Origin of the sequence: Miniimonas arenae (assembly GCF_006351005.1) — a bacterium.
GTDB lineage: Bacteria > Actinomycetota > Actinomycetes > Actinomycetales > Beutenbergiaceae > Miniimonas > Miniimonas arenae.
On sequence record NZ_VENP01000001.1, the window covers coordinates 75,308 to 93,407 of the forward strand.

General features: G+C 74.2%; 16 protein-coding genes and 1 pseudogene. 7 read left to right on the forward strand and 10 right to left on the reverse strand.

Going from position 1 to position 18,100, the window contains the following annotated elements:
* Window positions 1-52: 52 nt before the first annotated feature.
* Window positions 53-1,255, forward strand: coding sequence for a phosphoglycerate dehydrogenase (gene serA, locus FH969_RS00350; protein ID WP_139985336.1), 1,203 nt, complete (start codon window positions 53-55; stop codon window positions 1,253-1,255).
* A 159-nt stretch (window positions 1,256-1,414) separates the two neighbouring features.
* Here serA and FH969_RS00355 read toward each other — a convergent pair whose 3' ends face one another.
* From FH969_RS00355 to FH969_RS15040, 3 genes and pseudogenes are all read right to left on the reverse strand, one after another.
* On the reverse strand, window positions 1,415-1,603 hold the full coding sequence (locus FH969_RS00355) for a DUF5302 domain-containing protein (protein ID WP_108719677.1): 189 nt from the start codon (window positions 1,601-1,603) through the stop codon (window positions 1,415-1,417).
* A 407-nt stretch (window positions 1,604-2,010) separates the two neighbouring features.
* A pseudogene (gene nrdR / locus FH969_RS00360) lies at window positions 2,011-2,466 on the reverse strand (transcriptional regulator NrdR); the annotation flags it as partial.
* Between the two features lie 264 nt (window positions 2,467-2,730).
* Complete coding sequence (locus FH969_RS15040) at window positions 2,731-3,015, reverse strand: LysM peptidoglycan-binding domain-containing protein (RefSeq protein WP_180359603.1); 285 nt, start codon at window positions 3,013-3,015, stop codon at window positions 2,731-2,733.
* A 344-nt stretch (window positions 3,016-3,359) separates the two neighbouring features.
* Between FH969_RS15040 and lexA the strand changes: the two genes are divergently transcribed.
* On the forward strand, window positions 3,360-4,115 hold the full coding sequence (lexA, locus tag FH969_RS00370) for a transcriptional repressor LexA (RefSeq protein WP_108719674.1): 756 nt from the start codon (window positions 3,360-3,362) through the stop codon (window positions 4,113-4,115).
* 124 nt (window positions 4,116-4,239) lie between these two features.
* Here lexA and FH969_RS00375 read toward each other — a convergent pair whose 3' ends face one another.
* From FH969_RS00375 to hflX, 3 genes are all read right to left on the reverse strand, one after another.
* Window positions 4,240-5,277 carry an L-lactate dehydrogenase gene (locus tag FH969_RS00375; protein WP_139985342.1) on the reverse strand — a complete coding sequence of 346 codons (1,038 nt, stop codon included), beginning with the start codon at window positions 5,275-5,277 and terminating at the stop codon, window positions 4,240-4,242.
* 9 nt (window positions 5,278-5,286) lie between these two features.
* Window positions 5,287-7,290, reverse strand: a complete 2,004-nt coding sequence (locus FH969_RS00380) for an ATP-dependent DNA helicase (RefSeq protein WP_370445363.1) — start codon at window positions 7,288-7,290, stop codon at window positions 5,287-5,289.
* Window positions 7,291-7,446: 156 nt separating this feature from the next.
* Window positions 7,447-8,967, reverse strand: a complete 1,521-nt coding sequence (hflX, locus tag FH969_RS00385; RefSeq protein WP_108719672.1) for a GTPase HflX — start codon at window positions 8,965-8,967, stop codon at window positions 7,447-7,449.
* Window positions 8,968-9,185: 218 nt separating this feature from the next.
* On the opposite strand from hflX, the gene FH969_RS00390 reads away from it, so the two are divergent.
* Window positions 9,186-9,797: a class I SAM-dependent methyltransferase gene (locus FH969_RS00390; protein WP_139985344.1), complete on the forward strand. Its 612-nt coding sequence runs from the start codon at window positions 9,186-9,188 to the stop codon at window positions 9,795-9,797.
* A gap of 67 nt (window positions 9,798-9,864) precedes the next feature.
* Here FH969_RS00390 and dapF read toward each other — a convergent pair whose 3' ends face one another.
* The 3 genes from dapF to FH969_RS00405 form a co-directional block, all read right to left on the reverse strand.
* Window positions 9,865-10,827, reverse strand: a complete 963-nt coding sequence (gene dapF, locus FH969_RS00395) for a diaminopimelate epimerase (protein WP_139985491.1) — start codon at window positions 10,825-10,827, stop codon at window positions 9,865-9,867.
* Between the two features lie 275 nt (window positions 10,828-11,102).
* Window positions 11,103-12,038 carry a tRNA (adenosine(37)-N6)-dimethylallyltransferase MiaA gene (gene miaA / locus FH969_RS00400; protein WP_139985346.1) on the reverse strand — a complete coding sequence of 312 codons (936 nt, stop codon included), beginning with the start codon at window positions 12,036-12,038 and terminating at the stop codon, window positions 11,103-11,105.
* Window positions 12,039-12,049: 11 nt separating this feature from the next.
* Window positions 12,050-12,742: an endonuclease/exonuclease/phosphatase family protein gene (locus FH969_RS00405; RefSeq protein WP_108719668.1), complete on the reverse strand. Its 693-nt coding sequence runs from the start codon at window positions 12,740-12,742 to the stop codon at window positions 12,050-12,052.
* A 493-nt stretch (window positions 12,743-13,235) separates the two neighbouring features.
* On the opposite strand from FH969_RS00405, the gene FH969_RS00410 reads away from it, so the two are divergent.
* Together FH969_RS00410 and FH969_RS00415 are read left to right on the forward strand one after the other, a co-directional pair.
* Entirely contained in the window at window positions 13,236-13,652 is a 417-nt protein-coding gene (locus tag FH969_RS00410; protein WP_139985348.1) for a YbjN domain-containing protein, read from the forward strand.
* 8 nt (window positions 13,653-13,660) lie between these two features.
* A complete protein-coding gene (locus FH969_RS00415; RefSeq protein WP_139985350.1) occupies window positions 13,661-14,374 on the forward strand; it encodes a type III secretion system chaperone family protein in 714 nt (237 codons plus the stop codon).
* On the opposite strand, the gene miaB is transcribed toward FH969_RS00415, so the two are convergent.
* On the reverse strand, window positions 14,371-15,945 hold the full coding sequence (gene miaB, locus FH969_RS00420) for a tRNA (N6-isopentenyl adenosine(37)-C2)-methylthiotransferase MiaB (RefSeq protein ID WP_139985493.1): 1,575 nt from the start codon (window positions 15,943-15,945) through the stop codon (window positions 14,371-14,373). The two genes, FH969_RS00415 and miaB, sit on opposite strands and share 4 nt — an antisense overlap.
* 279 nt (window positions 15,946-16,224) lie before the next feature.
* Between miaB and FH969_RS00425 the strand changes: the two genes are divergently transcribed.
* Entirely contained in the window at window positions 16,225-17,058 is an 834-nt protein-coding gene (locus FH969_RS00425) for an amino acid ABC transporter ATP-binding protein (RefSeq protein ID WP_108719665.1), read from the forward strand.
* Window positions 17,059-17,149: 91 nt separating this feature from the next.
* Window positions 17,150-18,064 carry a glutamate ABC transporter substrate-binding protein gene (locus tag FH969_RS00430; RefSeq protein WP_139985352.1) on the forward strand — a complete coding sequence of 305 codons (915 nt, stop codon included), beginning with the start codon at window positions 17,150-17,152 and terminating at the stop codon, window positions 18,062-18,064.
* Window positions 18,065-18,100 lie beyond the last annotated feature (36 nt).

The window sequence follows — 18,100 nt, forward strand, 5'->3', positions numbered from 1 at the left end:
CCACCTGCCGGACCGATTTGGGACGCCGCGGAGGCCGCGCGAGAATGGTCCCGTGCCCCGCGCTCTGCTACTCGAGAACATCCACCCGCTCGCCACGACCCTCCTCGAGGAGTCCGGCTACGACGTCACCTCGCTCAAGGGAGCCCTCGACGAGTCCGAGCTCATCGAGGCCCTCGACGGCGTGTCGCTGCTCGGGATCCGTTCCAAGACCCAGGTGACCGACGCGGTCCTCGCGGCGTCGCACCTGGACGCGGTCGGAGCCTTCTGCATCGGGACCAACCAGATCGAGCTCGCCGCGGCGGCCCAGCGCGGCGTCGCGGTCTTCAACGCGCCGTTCTCCAACACCCGCTCGGTCGTCGAGCTCGTGCTCGGCGAGATCATCGCCCTGAGCCGACGACTCACCGTGCAGAACTCGGCGCTCCACAAGGGCACCTGGAACAAGTCCGCGAGCGGCGCCCACGAGGTGCGCGGCCGCACCCTCGGAATCGTCGGCTACGGCAACATCGGCACGCAGCTGTCGGTGGTCGCCGAGGCGCTCGGCATGCGCGTCGTGTTCTACGACACGGCCGAGAAGCTCGCGCTGGGCAACGCCCACCGGATGCCCTCGCTCGACGCCCTGCTCGAGGAGTCCGACGTCGTGACGCTCCACGTGGACGGACGACCCGGCAACGCCGGCATGTTCGGCGCGGCGCAGTTCGCGTCGATGCGCCCGGGTGCGCTCTTCCTCAACCTTTCCCGCGGGTTCCTCGTGGACTATGCCGCGCTGCGCGCGCGGATCGAGGACGGGTCGCTCGCGGGCGCGGCGGTCGACGTCTTCCCGACCGAGCCGAAAGCGCAGGGCGAGGCGTTCGAGAGCGACCTGCGCGGCCTGCCGAACGTGATCCTCACCCCGCACGTCGGCGGCTCCACCGAGGAGGCCCAGCACGACATCGGCCAGTTCGTGGCCGGCAAGCTGCGCGACTACCAGGAGCTGGGCGCCACGTACCTCTCGGTGAACGTGCCGGGTCTGGTGCTCGACCGCCCGCGGGAGGGGTCGCAGCGCGTGACGCTGCTGCACCAGAACGTGCCGGGCGTGATGGCCCAGCTCAACGAGGTCCTCTCCCAGCACGGTGCGAACGTGGAGTACCAGGTGCTCGGCACCTGGGGGCAGTTCGGCTACGCCGTCACCGATGTCTCCGGCACGCTCCCCGAGGGCGTCGTCGAGACGATCTCGAAGGAGTCGACGACGATCCGGGCGCGCGTCCTCGACGCCTGATCCGAGATCCGTCTCGGCGGGCTGCGCACGAGCAGGCGCTCCGGTCCTCCGGCACGCCCGCCGCGCTCCCACCCGCCTGCTCGCGGCGAGGGAGCGCGTGAGAACGAGAACGGGGACGGGCGGCTCGGAGCCGCCCGTCCCCGTTCTCACGTCGACCGCTCAGCCGGACTTGCGGCGGAAGACCTTGTGGCCGTGCCCGCCGTCGTTCGCGTGCCCCTCGAGCGCGTCGTGGCCGTGGCCCTTGGCGCCGGCGGCGTGCTGCCCGGCCTTCTTGGCCTCGAGCGCCTCGCGGAACTTGGCCTTCACGTCCTCCGGCACGGCGGCGGCCTCCTTGTCGGGGGTGGTCATCGACGACTCCTCTCCGCGCCGGTGGCGCCATTCGGTGCAGCGCACGGTGCGCTGACGTCCAGCATTCCCGACAACGCGCCCGTGGGCCAGGCCATTGCCGGGCGCGCCCGGCACGGCCGGGGCGGCGGGGCGGCGTCCTGGTGTGCGGGAACGCCGTGGGTGGCCGCGCGCCCAGGGCACTCACGGGGCGACCGTCCGCTTCGCCGACCGACCGGCCACCGTTCGCCGACCGACCGTCAGCCCCGAGAGGTGACGGTCTCGCCGATGGCCGGCTCGGCGCCGTCGACCGCGTCGCCGTCGCGCTCGGCGTCGACCGCGCGTTCGCCGTCGCGCTCCCGCCGGCTGTCCGCATTGAGGTCACCGAGCGCTGCAGAGGCACCCGCCTGCACGAGCTCCTCGGCCGTACCGGGGCGGCCCGCGCGCTCGGCGCGCAACGCGGCGATGGCGCTCTCGAAGTCGGCGAGCGAGCTGAAGTCCTGGTAGACGGAGGCGAACCGGAGGTACGCGACCTCGTCGAGCTCGCGGAGCGGTCCGAGGATCGCGAGGCCCACGTCGTGAGCATCGACCTCGGCCGTGCCGGTCGCACGCACCGCCTCCTCGACACGCTGCGCGAGGACCGCGAGGCTGTCGTCGCTGACGGGCCGGCCCTGGCACGCCTTGCGCACCCCCAAGACGACCTTGTCGCGACTGAACGGCTCGACGACGCCGGACCGCTTCACGACCGAGAGGCTCGTGGTCTCCACCGTGGAGAACCGGCGACCGCACTGGGGGCACTGGCGGCGTCTGCGGATCGATGAACCGTCGTCACTCGTGCGCGAGTCGATGACGCGGGAGTCGGTGTGGCGGCAGTACGGGCAGTGCACGACGTCTCCGTCTGGTCGGCAGACCCCTCGGCGGGGCACGGGCCCCCATCCTCGCACGCAGACCTGGGCCGACCTGGAAGCGCCCGCCGGACCATGCTCACCCCGAGGCGAGTCGCTCCAGGCCATGGCAGCCGCCCGTCCACGCCGCCGGTGCGTCCCTGCCGCCGGTGCGTCCCTGCCGCCGGTGCACACCCGGCGACGACCCCGGCGCCGACGCCTCGGGCACCGCCGGCCGGCGCGCGACCTCGGCAGGCGTCAGCCGCGTCAGCTGCCGGAGGGCAGCCGGAGCTCCTGACCCGCGACCAGGTCGCTGCTCGCCATGCCGTTGAGGTTCTGGATGTCGGCGACGACCTCCCGCACGTCGCGGTCCCCCGCGATGCCGGTGGCGATGCTCCACAGCGTCTCGCCGGGGGCCACCACGACGACCACGGAGGGGTCGGGCTGCCAGGGCTGGTCGGCCACGGCCTGCACCGCGAACGACGCGGTGCCGAGCGTGAGCAGCGTCGCCAGGACCGTCAGGACGAGGCGCCCGCGTCGCGTGAGCCTCATCCGGTGGCTCCCCGCGGTGCTCCCGTCCGCTGCGCGGACGGTGCTCGACGCAGGCCGAGCCGTCACGGAGCGGGTCTGCTGCGCTGCCGGGTACACGATCGTGCTCATCGGTTTCTCCCCTCGAACGCCTGTGCGGCGAACGTCTGTTCGAGAGCGTACGGCACGACCTCGGAGATGTCGACACACCGGTTCGAACAGATGTCGGACATTTCGTGCGGTCTCGTCGTACGCTTGTTCCACGCAGAGCACATCACCGACCACTGACATCCCCCCGGGCACCGCTGCCGGAGCCGTCAGGGGATCGGCCGGGACGCACCCCCAGGGGGCGTGGAGGGAGAGAACCGATGACCGTGAGGGACCCCCGCGTGCTCACCGTGCGTCAGCGCGCGGTGCTCGAGGTGATCCGACGCAGCGTGCAGGAGCGGGGCTACCCGCCGAGCATGCGAGAGATCGGGCTGGAGGTCGGGCTCACGTCACCCTCCAGCGTGAAGCACCAGCTCCAGCAGCTGGAGGAGAAGGGCTACCTGCGGCGCGACCCGCACCGCCCCCGTGCTATCGAGGTGGTCGCCGAGGCTCCGGTGATCTCCGCGGTGCCGGGGCGCACGCCTCGGGCCGACGCCGAGGCGGCCGCGTACGAGGACCGGCGTCAGACGTCCGGTCCGCTGCGTCCGCCGGCGCCCGGCGCGCTTCCGGCACAGGTCGTCCTGCCCGAGCCCACCGACGCACAGACGTCGTACGTCCCGGTGGTGGGCCGGATCGCGGCGGGTGGGCCGATCCTCGCCGAGCAGACCGTCGAGGACGTGTTCGCCCTGCCGCGCCGGATCGTCGGCGACGGTGAGCTGTTCCTGCTCCAGGTCGTCGGGGAGTCGATGATCGAAGCCGCGATCTGCGACGGCGACTGGGTCGTCGTCCGTCGTCAGAACGTCGCCGAGAACGGCGAGATCGTTGCCGCGATGATCGACGGCGAGGCCACCGTGAAGACGCTGCGACGCACCCCGGACGCCCTCTGGCTCCTGCCCGCGAACCCGCTCTACTCCCCCATCGACGGACGCGACGCGGAGATCCTCGGCCGCGTCGTCGCGGTGCTTCGTCGGCTCTGAGGCGCCGCGCGAGCCTCGGGGGTCGGGCCCGAACGGACCCGGCCCGACGTGCCCGCCCGGACGGCACCCGCACCGACGGCTCGGCGCCCGACCGGACTCCGGTCGAGCGCCGAGCCGATCGCGGTCAGAACCCGAGCTGGCGTGCCGCCTGGCGGATGTGCTCCGCGCTGCTGCGCAGCAGGTTGAGCTCCTGGGCGCTCATGGGGATCGCGAGCCGCGCGCCGGCGCCCGCGCGATCGACCACGGTCGGCATCGAGAGGCACACGTCCCCGACACCCGCCAGCTCGCCTGCGACCTGGGTGGAGATGGGCAGCACGCGGTGCTCGTTGCGCAGCACCGCCTCGATGATCCGGGTCACGGAGAGGCCGACCGCGTAGTTCGTCGCCCCCTTGCCCTCGATGATCGAGTACGCGGCGTGCACCACGTCGTGCCCGATGCGGCGCCGCAGCTCGTCGGTGAACACCGGCTCGCCGTCGGCCCCGAGCCACTCCAGGAGCGGGACGCCGGCGATCGAGGCCGAGCTCCACATCGGCACCTCGGAGTCGCCGTGCTCGCCGAGGATGTAGGCGTGCACGTTCTGCACGGCCACGCCGCACTCCCGGGAGATCTGGAACCGCAGGCGCGAGGAGTCCAGCACCGTGCCGGACCCGAACACCTGCGACGGCGGAAGGCCGGTGAGCTTCTGCGCGGCGTACGTCACGACGTCGACGGGGTTCGTCACCATGATCTGGATGGCGTGCGGCGCGATCTCGACGAGCGTCGGCAGCACCTTCTTCACGAGGCCGACGGTCTTGGCCGCCAGCTCCATGCGGCTCTGGCCCGGGTCCTGCTTCGCCCCCGCCGTGAAGACCACGATGTCGGCGTCGCGGCAGATCTCGATGTCGTCGCTGCCCTCGATCGTGGCCTGCGGGATGAACTCGATCCCGTGGCCGATGTCGGCCGCCTCCGCCTTCACCTTGGGGGCGTTGACGTCGTAGAGCACCACCCGGCGGGCGGCCCCGCGGACGAGTGCGGTGTAGGCGAGAGTGGAGCCCACCGACCCTGCGCCCACGATCGCGACGGTGGAGTAACGACGGAACGGGTTCTCCAGACCGTCGTCGCCGAGGAAGGACACCGACGGGCTGGCCGGCGCTGACGTGGGGTCGTGCGGCTGGTCGCTCATGGGTTGATGCTAGTGAGACTCGGCGGCAAGTCGACGCAGCGCTCCGCGAGCGATCTCGCCGTCCCGGGTCGGCCACATCGGCGGCAGGGACCGCTCGAGGAACCCGCCGTAGCGCGCGCGGACGAGCCGGGAGTCCAGGATCGCGACGACGCCGCGGTCCTGTGTCGACCGGACCAGGCGTCCCACGCCCTGCGCGAGCAGCAGGGCGGCGTGCGCCGCCGAGACGGTGAGGAACTCGTTCTTCCCGCGCCGCGCCGCCACCTCCGAGCGTGCCTGCACGACGGGGTCGTCCGGTCTCGGGAACGGGATGCGGTCGATGACCACGAGGCGGTTCGTGCGGCCGGGGACGTCCACGCCCTGCCACAGCGACAGGGTGCCGAAGAGGCTCGTGGCGTCGTTCTCGCGGAACCGGGCCACCAGGGTCGCGAGCACGTCGTCGCCCTGGCAGAGCACCTCCAGCCCGGTCGCCGCCCGCACGTGCGCGGCCGCGAGCTCGGCCGCGCGCCGCGAGGAGAACAGGCCGAGCGCACCTCCGCCCGAGGCCGTGACGAGCGAGACCAGCTCCTCGAGCATCGCGTCGCTCGGCGTCGGACCCGGCGCCGGCAGGTGCGCCGCCACGTAGCGGATCGCCTGGCGCCGGTAGTCGAACGGGCCCGGCACGGTGAGCTCGCGGTAGGTGTCGGCCCCATGCAGCCCGACGTCGTGCGCCGCCCCCTCGAACGTCCCGCCGATCCGCAGGGTCGCCGAGGTCAGGACCGCGCCGCGGTCGGTGAGCAGGTGCTCGGCGACGAGGCCGGCGACCTCGAGCGGCGCGACCCGCAGCCGCCGGGAGCCGTCGGTGAGCTCCTCGCACCACAGGACGTCGCGGCGCTGGGCGACGGCGTCGGACAGCAGGCGGTCCACGATCTCCACGCCCACCGTGAGCGCCGAGCGCGCCATCTGCAGAGCGCCGTCGGGCGCGGCCCCCGAGGCCGGCTTCGTGGCCGTCAGCGCCTCCCGGAGCGCGGCGCCCAGCAGCGTGACGATCCCCTCGAGCTCGACGCTCAGGCCCGACGGGAGCCGGCCGGGCGGTACCTCCGCGAGCGCCGCGGACAGCGCGTCCGCCGCGTCGTCGAGGCTCGCGACGACGGCGCCCGCGTGCCGGCGCACCATGCGCGCGGTGCGCCCCACGCTCGCGGCGGAGAGCTCGGCAGTCGCCGCCGCGCGGGCGCGCGCCGCCAGCTCGTGCGCCTCGTCGACCACGACGGCCTGGTGCTCGGGCAGCACCCCCGGCGAGCCAGAGGCCGCGATCCCCAGGATCGCGTGGTTGGTCACCACGACGTCGGCCGCGTGGGCGGCGACCTTGGCGCGCTCGGGGAAGCACTCGGCCAGCAGCGGGCAGCGTGGGCCGAGGCAGTCCATGGCAGGGACGGACACCTGCCGCCAAGCGCGGTCGCTCACGCCGGGCACCAGATCGTCGCGGTCGCCGGTCTCGGTCTCCTCGGCCCACGTGCGCAGCCGGACGACCTGCTCCCCCAGCGACTCCTCCTCGGCGCCCGCGGGGTGCTCGGTCGCGAGGTCGAGCGCGAAGAGGCCAGGCGCCTCGTCCGGGTACCCGCCGTCGAGCCGGTGCCGGCACAGGTAGTTGTGCCAGCCCTTGAGCAGGGCGACCTGCGGCGCCCGCGGCAGCAGCGGCTCGAGCGCACCGGACACGAGCGGGAGGTCCTTGATCAGCACCTGACGCTGGAGCGCGAGCGTCGCGGTCGAGACCACGACACGCTCGTTGCGCGTCACCGCGTGCACGACGGCGGGCACGAGGTACGCGAGCGACTTGCCGGTCCCGGTCCCGGCCTCCACGAGCAGCGGCACGCGATCCTCGAGCGCGTCCCAGACCCCGTGCGCCATCGCGTGCTGACCCTCACGACGCTCACCGCCGAGCGCGGTCACGACGGCGTCGAGCGCCTCGTCGAGGTCGACGTCCGAGCCGGAGCCGCTCGCCGACCCGCTCGCCGACGAGGCCGCGGACGCGGCCACACCGCCCTCTGCCGTCTGGACGGCGGCGGCCTCGACGTCGGCCTCCGCGCCGGCAGCGGCAGCGCCAAGGCTCGAGCGCGTTCCGCTCACGCGCGTCTCACCCACGCGCCCTCACCGACCGTCCCTCGGCCACGTGCGCGGGCAGGACCCGCGCGGTCATCCGACGGCGGCGCGCAGCTGGGCGGCGAGCGCCTCGTCGACGCGCGCGCGCAGGCGGGTGCCGTCGGCGCCGTGCTCCTCGGTCAGCACCTCACCCGTGGTGTGCGCCTGGTGCACCAGGTCGCCGCGCGTGTAGGGCACGACGACGTCGACCTCCACGGCGGGTCGCGGCAGCAGCTCGGCGACGAGGCGGCGCAGCTCTTCGATGCCCGCACCCGTGCGGGCCGAGACCGCCACGGTGTGCGGTCCGGCCGAGCGCAGCCGGGCCAGCGTGTCCGGGTCGGCGAGGTCGGCCTTGTTGAGCACGAGCACCTCGGGCACCTGCGCGAGGTCGATGTCGGCCAGCACCTCCCGCACGGCCGCGATCTGGCTCTCCGGGTCCGGGTGGGCGGCGTCGACGACGTGCAGCAGCAGGTCGGCGTCCGCCACCTCCTCCAGCGTCGAGCGGAACGCCTCGACGAGCTGGTGCGGCAGCGACCGGACGAATCCGACGGTGTCGGCGATCGTGTAGGCGCGCCCGTCGGGCGTCTCGGCCCGGCGCACGGTCGGGTCGAGCGTGGCGAACAGCGCGTTCTCGACGAGCACGCCGGCACCGGTCAGCCGGTTGAGCAGCGAGGACTTCCCGGCGTTGGTGTAGCCGGCGATCGCGACCTGCGGGACCGTGGACGCCTGGCGCTGGGCGCGCTTGGCGCCGCGCGCCGGCGCCATCGCCTTGATCTCGCGGCGCAGCTTGGCCATCCGGTTGCGGATGCGGCGCCGGTCCAGCTCGATCTTCGTCTCGCCGGGACCGCGCGAGCCCATGCCCGCACCGGCGCCGCCGACCTGACCACCGGCCTGCCGGGACATCGACTCGCCCCAGCCGCGCAGGCGCGGCAGCAGGTACTCCAGCTGTGCGAGCTCGACCTGAGCCTTACCCTCGCGGGACTTCGCGTGCTGGGCGAAGATGTCGAGGATCAGCGCCGTCCGGTCGACGACCTTGACCTTGACCACGTCCTCGAGCGCACGACGCTGCGAGGGGGCGAGCTCGCCGTCGACCACCACGGTGTCCGCCCCGGTGTCGGCGACGATGCCCGCGAGCTCGGCGGCCTTGCCGGAGCCGAGGTAGGTGCCGGGGTCCGGCGTCTGACGACGCTGCAGCAGTCCGTCGAGCACCTGCGAGCCCGCGGTCTCGGCGAGCGCCGCGAGCTCGCGCAGCGAGATCTCGGCCGCCTCGGCGTCGGAGTGCCACAGCCCCACGAGCACGACCCGCTCGAGCCGCAGCTGGCGGTACTCGACCTCGGTGACGTCCTGGAGCTCGGTCGACAGCCCGGCGACGCGCCGCAGCGCGGAGCGCTCGGCGAGATCGAGCTGATCGCCGTCGGCGTCCGAGGGGGCTCCGGCACCCTGCGCCATCACGGCGGTTCCCGAGCGGGCGAGGATGCGCTCGACGACGCGTCGCGCCTCGTCGGACTCGCGGGTGGCACCGTGCGTCGCGCGCTGGTCCGACGTGTCGGCGCCGTGGGGGGTGAGCTCGTTCATGGTCTCCTTCGTGGTCGCCGGTCCTGTGTCGGCGGCCGCTGCACGGCGTTCCGTGCGGGCATCCATGGTCCCACGGGCGCCGCGCGACGGGCGAGGGATATACACAGGCCTTCGCCCAGGGCGCACCGCGCAACGCCCCGCGCGACGGCCGCGGCACCACGCCGCACCACGCGACGGCGAGCGGCCCTCCCGTCGCGGCCTCACCTACGCTGGCGGTCGTGACCGGCGACCACTACTTCACCGCGGCGCCCGCGTCCGAGCAGGAGCGGCGCACGATCGACGTCCACCTCGCGGGCCGCGACCTGCGGCTGACCACCGCGAGCGGGGTGTTCTCCGCCGACCACCTCGACTCCGCGACGCGGATCCTGCTCGGCGCGGTCCCGCCGCCCCCGCCCGAGGGCGTGCTCGTCGACCTGGGCTGCGGATGGGGCCCGCTCGCCCTCGCGCTCGCCCTCGCCGCGCCCGGGGCGCGCGTGCTCGCCGTCGACGTCAACGAGCGCGCGCTCGAGCTGACCCGGACCAACGCCGCGGCGGTCGGTGCGACGAACGTGACGGCACTGCGACCCGAGGACGTCGAGCCCGACGTCCGGGTCGACGCGCTCTGGTCCAACCCGCCGATCCGGATCGGCAAGGCGGCGCTGCACGACCTGCTGCGGCTGTGGTTGCCCCGCCTCGCGGACGACGGCGTCGCGCACCTCGTCGTGGCCAAGCAGCTGGGCGCGGACTCGCTCGCCCGCTGGCTCGTCGAGACGCTCGGCGCACCCGTCGAGCGGGTGACGAGCCAGGGCGGCTTCCGGGTGCTCCGGGTCGGACGGCCGACGACGGCGTAGCCGTCCGGGAGATCGGCCCGTGCAGCGGCCGGCTCGGCCCCTCGGTGCGGGCCCTCGGTGCGGACCTTCAGCGCGGCCGCACGTCCGCGACGAGCACCGCGGGACCGATGAGCTCGACCTCGCCGTCGGGCGCCAGCACGACGCGCACGGTCCCGCCCGGCACGTGCACGTCCCACACGTCGGGCGCGCCGGGACCCGCCCACACGCGGGCGGCCACGGCGGCCGCGCACGCGCCGGTGCCGCACGAGAGCGTCTCGCCGACGCCGCGCTCGTGCACCCGCATCCGGATCTCGCCCACCGCAGTCCACGCCTCGACGCGCTCGCCGAGCGCCTGGACGATCTCGACGTTGGTCCCCTGCGGCGGCACGGGCACGACGGCGGGCGGCCGGGTGAGTTCCGCGGCCGCGAGCTCGGCGTCGCTCGCCACCGCGATGACCACGTGCGGGTTGGGCATCGTGATGCTGAGGCCCGGTCGCGCGCCCTCGACGCCGGCCACGCTCACCTCGGCGTCGAAGCCGGCCGCGAGCGCCGCGTCGCCCCCGGGGGCTCCCCAGCGCCCCATCGCGACGGCGACCAGGTCGCCCTCGGCACGCACGTCCAGCACGCCCGCCCGCGTCCCGACGGCGAGCGCCGCGCCGTCCGGGAGCGCCACGAGGCCCTGGTCCACGAGGTAGCGCAGGTACACCCGGATCCCGTTGCCGCACATCTCCGCGACGGAGCCGTCGGCGTTGCGGTAGTCCATGAACCACTCCGCGCGCGCCGCGTCCGCGCCGAGCACGTCGGCCAGCCCGGGCTCGACGGCGAGCAGCGCCTGCGTCCGAACGGCGCGGATCAGCCCGTCCGCGCCGAGGCCACGGTGCCGGTCCGTGAGCGAGGCGACCGCGACGGGGTCCAGGTCGAGCGCAGCGTCGGCGTCGGTGAGCAGCACGAAGTCGTTGCCCGTGCCGTGCCCCTTGACGAGGTCCGGCCAGCGCCGGACGGGCTCGGCGGAGCTCGACGCCGGGCCCGGGTTCGTCGCCGGGCCCGGCATGGTGCCCGTCGGGGTGCTCGTCACCCGGGCAGGATACGCGGGGCGCCCCGTGTGCCCGTGCCGGCCGTCCGGGCCGAGCCGGAACGGCGAGCGCGGCGAACCCAGCGATCCGTCCCGCAAACCGCCCCCGAACCGGCACGAATGACCGGCACCGCCAGACGCTCGGTCCGACCCCGGCCGCGAACCCAGCGATCCGTCCCGGTCTCGGCCCCCGACCCGGCACAGATCGCTGGCGCCGCCACGCGAGGGAACCCGAAGCGTCGGTCGGTCCGTCGTCAGCCGCGGTCAGCCGCCGCGGCCGCGAGCGCCCCGAGCGCGAGCTCGACCTGGCGGGCGAGCGGTTCCTCGCCGTCAAGGTGCACGATCCGTGGGTCGCGGCCGAACCAGCTCGTCTGACGGCGGGCGACCTGCCGGGTGGCGACCGTCGTCGCCTCGACGGCCTGCGCCGTCGTGAGCCGTCCGTCCAGGACCGCGAGGGCCTGCGCGTACCCGACCGCGCGCGAGGCCGTCACGCCGCGTTCGAGACCCGCCGCGCGCAGTGCGGCGGTCTCCTCGAGCAGCCCGCCCGCGAACATCGCCTCGGCGCGACGTGCGACGCGTTCCACGAGGACGGGGCGCGGTACGTCGAGCGCGAGGTGCAGCGTGGGCACGAGATCGGCGTAGGTCGGCAGCTGCGCCGTGTAGGGGCGACCGGTGAGCTCGATGACCTCGAGCGCGCGGACGAGCCGGCGGGTGTTGTGCCGGCCGATGCTCTCGGCCGCCGCGGGGTCGAGCCGCTCGAGCTCGCGGTGCAGGAGTCCCGGCCCCTCGCGCTCGCCGCGCGCCTCCCAGCGGGCGCGAACCTCCGGGTCGGTGTCCGGGAAGTCGAGGGCGTCGAGCGCGGCACGCACGTAGAGCCCGGAGCCGCCCACGAGCAGCGGCTGCGCACCGCGCGCGGCGATGTCGGCGAGCGCCGCGCGCGAGTCGACCTGGTAGGCGGCGACCGAGGCCTCCTGCGTCACGTCGAGCACGTCGAGCAGGTGGTGGGGCACGCCGGCGCGCTCGCCGACGGGCGTCTTCGCGGTGCCGACGTCCATGCCGCGGTACAGCTGCATCGAGTCGGCGTTGACGATCTCCCCGCCGAGCCGCCGCGCGAGCTCGATCGCGAGTGCGCTCTTGCCGCTCGCCGTGGCGCCGACGACGGCGATCACGGGCGACGGCGAGGTGGGCACGAGCGGTGAGGCTACCGTGGCCGGACCTCGAGGAGCACGGCGCGGTGGTCCGAGACCGGGCGAGCGCCCGCTCCGTGGCCGGCGGCACCAGCCGGACCGGAACCCGCCACCTGCATCCCCCGCACGAGCACCGCGTCGAGGCGGTGCCGCGCGTGCCGCCCGGCGCCGACCGGGAACGTCGGTGCACCCGCAGGGTCGGCGTCCAGCAGCCCGCCGCCGAGCGCCGTCCAGGCGGGGCCGCCGGGCGGCTCGTTGAGGTCGCCGGCCAGCACGAGTCGGGGCGCGCCAGCGAACGCGGCCGCGAGGGCGTGCGCCTGGGCGGTGCGCGCGTGCGGCGCGACGTCGAGATGAGCGGACGCGACGACGAGAGTCACGCCGTCGTGCCGCACCCGGACCCACGTGGCGCCGCGCGGGTAGGACCACCACCACCCGCGACGCTCCCGCGGGAACCGGACCACCCCGGCGCGCCCGGCCTCCGGCGCCGACCGACCAGCCCTCAGGAGCACTGCGAGCCCGGACCGTCCGCCGCCCGAGGCGAGGCGCAGTCCGGCTGCCCGCGCGGCGAGCCGGAGCACGAGTCGGCCACCCGGCCAGCGCGGACACTCCTGCAGGCACACGACGTCGGCCCTCACCTCGCGCAGCGCGCGCACCACGCGGACGGGGCCGCCCCGCAGCCCCCACACGTTCCAGGTCAGCACCCGCACCCGGGCATTCTCGCCCCGACCGCCCCGCCCGCCCCGGTCACCCGCGAGGCGCCGTGCCTACACTCCTGGGGTGGGACTCTGGGAGCGGTGGCGACGGCGGCCCGGCGTGCCCGCGCCCGCTCCGGGACCCGCGCACGAACCGCGGCCGGGCTCGGCGCGCGAGCCCGCGGCGTCCGAGGACCCCCAGCACCGCGCCGGCGCGAGCCCTCGCCCCGAGCAGCCCTCGACGCGTCCCGCGCGGGCCTCGTCCGACCCGCCCGGCCCCGGCACCGATCGTCCCGGCACCGATCGTCCGAGCGCCACCGATCCGCCCCCCGGCGTCGCCGAGCACCCCCGTCCTGTCGCGCGCCCCGTCCCCCCTGCGCGTCCCCAGGGCGCCGGCCCGGCGGGTGCGTCCGCCCCGCGTACGGCGAGGTCGGAGGTCGCGCACGCGCCGCCGTCGGACGTCTCGGCACGCGCCGGCGCGCCCGCGACGAGCGACCCCGTCCGCCCCGTGACGCGCGAGCGCCTCGCGGAGTCGATGCGCCGGCGGGAGTATCGCTACCTCACCGACGAGAACGGCGACGTCTGCGGGCTCTGGGCCTACCGGCTGTTCTCGTTCTACGTGGTGCGCGGCTCGATCCTGCAGGTCCGCGGCCGGTGGTCGCGTCAGGCCGGGATCGAGCGGCTGTGGGAGGTCCTCGCGTTCACCGACTCCTGGAACGCCACGCACGCCCACCCCAAGGTCTACGTGCGCGTCCTCGACGACGGCCGCGTGCACGTGCTGACGGAGACGTCCGTGACGATCACCAGCGGCCTCAACGACTCGCAGCTCGACCACCAGGTCGCCGTCGGCCTCGCGGCCGGCACCGCGGTGTTCGACGCGCTCGACCACCGCTACCCCGACCCCGTCCTCACGGCCGGCGGGTAGGGCCCGACGTGCCGCTGCCCCCGGTCACCCCGGTCACCCCCGAACGCCTGCGCCGACTCGTCACGCAGCGCGGGGAGTTCGTGCGCGAGATCCCCGAGGGGGTGGTGGGCCAGCACGGCGGTCGCTCCTACCAGCTCGTCCTCATCGAGTCCGACCTCGTGCTGCGCACGCGGTGGTCGCGACACCTGCCCCCGCAGGCGCGCCGCGGCGCGCTCCAGCTCGTCAACGACTGGAACCGGGACCGCATCCTGCCCACCCTGCACACCCAGGCGAGCGACGACGGCGTCTCACTCGTCGCCGTGCACACCACCAGCGTGGCCCTCGGACTCAGCCCGGCGCAGCTCGCCGAGCTCGTGGACGTCACGCTGTCCGTGACCGGCAACGCGATGTCCGCGCTGGACGGCTCCATCCCGCTCAGTGACGTCATGCCCGACGACGACGCCCCGATCGACGGGCGCGACGAGCCCGCCGATCTCGGCGACCTCGACGAGATCGGGGACCTCGACGGTCTGGACGACCTCGACATGCTCGACGGCGAGCACGAGTCGGGCGACGACGGCGGGCAGCGGGACGAGCCCGACCGGGACGGCACGGACGGGTACGGGCCCGACGAGCTCGAAGCCGACGGGTACGGGCCCGAACGGGGCGCGACCGGCACGGCGGACGGAATTGGACCCGCGGACGGCTCGTCCGGCCCGGCCGCGTCGGACGAGCGGACCTAGCGCGGACCGACGCGGAGCGTCGGCAGACCGAGCGACACCGGCCCGACGGCCGCCGCGGCGGAGCCGTCGCTCGGCGTGCCGCACGCGTCCCCGCCGTCGCGTCGCAGCTGCCACGCGTCCCCCGACCGCGTGCGACGCACCCGCAGGGGCGCGCCGTCGGCGACGAGGTGGTGCGGCGCGGCGTGGGTGACCACGGTCGTCACGACGTCCCCGGGGCGCGGGCGATCCGCCTCTGCCAGGTCGCCGAGGCCCAGGTGCACGAGGCGGTTGTCCCGCGCCCGGCCGGAGACGCGACCCGAGCGGACGTCCTTGCGGCCGTCGTGCTCCGCGACGAGCACCTCGACCTCGCTCCCCACCAGGGCGTGGTTCTCCTCGGCGCTGACCCGCTCCTGGAGCTCGATCAGGCGTCCGTAGCGCTCGCTCACCACGGCCGGGTCCAGCGGCGGCAGGTCCGCCGCCGGCGTCCCCGGCCGCGGGGAGTACTGGAAGGTGAAGGCGGCGGAGAACCGCGACGCCTCGACGACGTCGAGCGTGGCCTGGAAGTCCTCCTCGGTCTCCCCCGGGAAGCCGACGATGAGGTCGGTGGTGATCGCGGCGTCGGGGATCGCGGCACGGACCCGGTCCAGGATGCCGAGGAACTTCGCGCTGCGGTAGGAGCGCCGCATGGCCCGCAGCACCCGGTCCGAGCCGGACTGCAGCGGCATGTGCAGGCTCGGCATGACGTTCGGGGTCTCGGCCATCGCCGCGATCACGTCGTCGGTGAACGCGGCCGGGTGCGGACTGGTGAACCGCACCCGCTCGAGGCCCTCGATGGGGCCGCACGCCCGCAGGAGCTTCGCGAACGCGTCCCGCTCGCCGAACGAGACGCCGTAGGAGTTGACGTTCTGGCCGAGCAGCGTGACCTCGATCGCGCCCGCGTCGACCACCGCCTGCACCTCGGCGAGCACGTCGCCGGGCCGGCGATCGCGCTCCTTGCCGCGCAGGTGCGGGACGATGCAGAACGTGCACGTGTTGTTGCAGCCCACCGAGATCGACACCCAGCCGGCGTAGACGCTCTCGCGCTTGGTCGGCAGCGTCGAGGGGAAGACCTGGAGCGACTCGTGGATCTCGACCTGTGCGCTCGCGTTGTGCCGGGCGCGCTCCAGCAGGACGGGCAGTGCGTCGATGTTGTGGGTGCCGAACACGACGTCGACCCACGGCGCACGCGCGACGATGCCGTCGCGGTCCTGCTGCGCCATGCAGCCGCCGACGGCGATCTGCAGCCCCGGGTTCTCGCGCTTGACGGCCGCGAGCCGGCCGAGGTTGCCGTACAGCCGGGTCGCGGCGTTCTCGCGGACGGCGCACGTGTTGATGACGACGACGTCGGCGCTCGCGGCGTCCGCGGCGACGTCCGTGCCCGCACCGCCCGGAAGCGCCGGGACCATCCCGGCGGCCTCGAGGAGGCCGGCCATCCGCTCCGAGTCGTGCACGTTCATCTGGCACCCGAGGGTGCGGATCACGTACGTCCGGGGCCGGGTCCAGCGCCCGTCGTGCGCGGCGGTGGTGGCGGGATCGGGTCCGACGGCGGGCACGGTCGCCTCGGCGGACGAGGCGGGCAGTGTCGAGCCGTCCGACCCGTTCGAGAGGGCCGAGAGCGCTGACAGGGCCGGCACGGCGTGCGGGAGCGCTGCCGGCGGCGCCGCGGTGGGCAGGGTGCTCGTCACGGGGAGACAGTCTAGGCCGCGACCCGGTCTGGCCCGCCCCGCGCTTTTACCACAGCGTGTGATCGGGCGCAGCCTGCGCGGGGATCGTTTCCGAAATGTGACCGCGGCGCAACTCACCCCGTAACGAACGCCGGTTAGGTTGCATGAATGACGACAGAGCAGACGCCCGAGCACGCGCCCGAGCAGACGCCCGCCCCGAGCACCTCGCCGAGCCCGGCCCCGAGCACGAGTCAGGACGCACCGGCGCGGCCGCTCGTGCACCTCGCCCGGGTGAACAAGCACTTCGGCTCGCTGCACGTGCTGCGGGACATCGACCTCGACGTCGCCAAGGGCGAGGTCGTCGTCGTGATCGGGCCGTCGGGCTCGGGCAAGTCCACGCTGTGCCGCGCCATCAACCGGCTGGAGACGATCGACGACGGCGTGATCGAGCTCGACGGGAAGCCGCTCCCCGCGGAGGGCAAGGAGCTCGCCCGGCTGCGCTCCGACGTCGGGATGGTGTTCCAGTCCTTCAACCTGTTCGCACACCGGTCGATCCTCGAGAACGTCACGCTCGGGCCGATCAAGGTCCGCAAGGTCAAGCCGAAGGAGGCCAAGGAGCAGGCGATGGCGCTGCTCGAGCGCGTGGGCGTGGCCTCCCAGGCGGACAAGATGCCGGCGCAGCTGTCCGGCGGGCAGCAGCAGCGCGTCGCGATCGCGCGGGCGCTGGCGATGCGGCCGAAGGTCATCCTGTTCGACGAGCCGACGTCGGCGCTGGACCCGGAGATGGTCAACGAGGTCCTCGACGTGATGGTGGCCCTGGCCAAGGAGGGCATGACGATGATCGTCGTGACCCACGAGATGGGCTTCGCGCGCAAGGCCGCGGACCGCGTGGTGTTCATGTCGGACGGGCAGATCGTCGAGCAGGCCGATCCGGAGAGCTTCTTCACGAACCCGCAGTCGGGCCGCGCCCGCGACTTCCTCGGCAAGATCCTCACCCACTGACCACCGGTCGACGACCTGACCCGTCGACCGGTCGCCCCGGGAGAACCCCCAGGGCGCCCGTTGCACCGATTGGCACACGAAGGAGCACATGATGCGCAACACCCGAGTGACGATCGTCGGCCTGGCCGCGGTCGCCGCGATGACTCTCGCGGCCTGTACGTCCGACGCAGGAACCACCCCCGAGGAGACCTCAGCCGCCGGTGAGGCGACGGCGGTCGCCACCGACGACGCGAGCGGCGACGCCGCCGCTGCCGACTGCTCCGGCGGGGACGGGACGCTTCGGATCGGCATCAAGTTCGACCAGCCCGGTCTCGGCTTCCAGGACGGCTCGACGTACACCGGCTTCGACGTCGACGTCGCGAAGTACGTCGCCTGCCAGCTCGGCTACGCCGAGGACCAGATCGAGTTCGTCTCCTCGCCGTCGGCCCAGCGCGAGAACCTGCTGCAGACGGGCCAGGTCGACATGATCTTCGCGACCTACTCGATCACGGACGCCCGCAAGGAGGTCGTCGACTTCGCCGGCCCGTACTTCGTCGCAGGCCAGGACCTGCTCGTGCGCGCGGACGACGACTCGATCACCGGCCCGGAGGACCTCGAGGGCAAGAACCTCTGCTCGGTCACCGGCTCGACGTCGGCGCAGAAGATCAAGGACAACTACGCCACGGGCGTCAACCTGCTCGAGCAGCCCGGCTACGCCGACTGCGTCACCGTGCTCGAGTCGGGCCAGGTCGACGCCGTGACGACGGACGACATCATCCTCGCCGGCCTCGCCGCCACGCCCGCCAACCAGGGCAAGTTCAAGGTCGTCGGCAACCCGTTCTCCGAGGAGAACTACGGCGTCGGCCTGCCCAAGGGCAGCACCGAGCGGTGCGAGGAGATCAACGCCGCGATCACCGAGATGATCGACTCCGGCGCGTGGGAGGAGGCGGTCACGGCCAACACCGAGGGCACGGGCTACACGCCCAACGCGGACCTCAACCCGCCGACCCCGGCTGCCTGCGCCTGACCTGACCCGTCCGGGGTCGGGGCGCGCGCCGTCGAC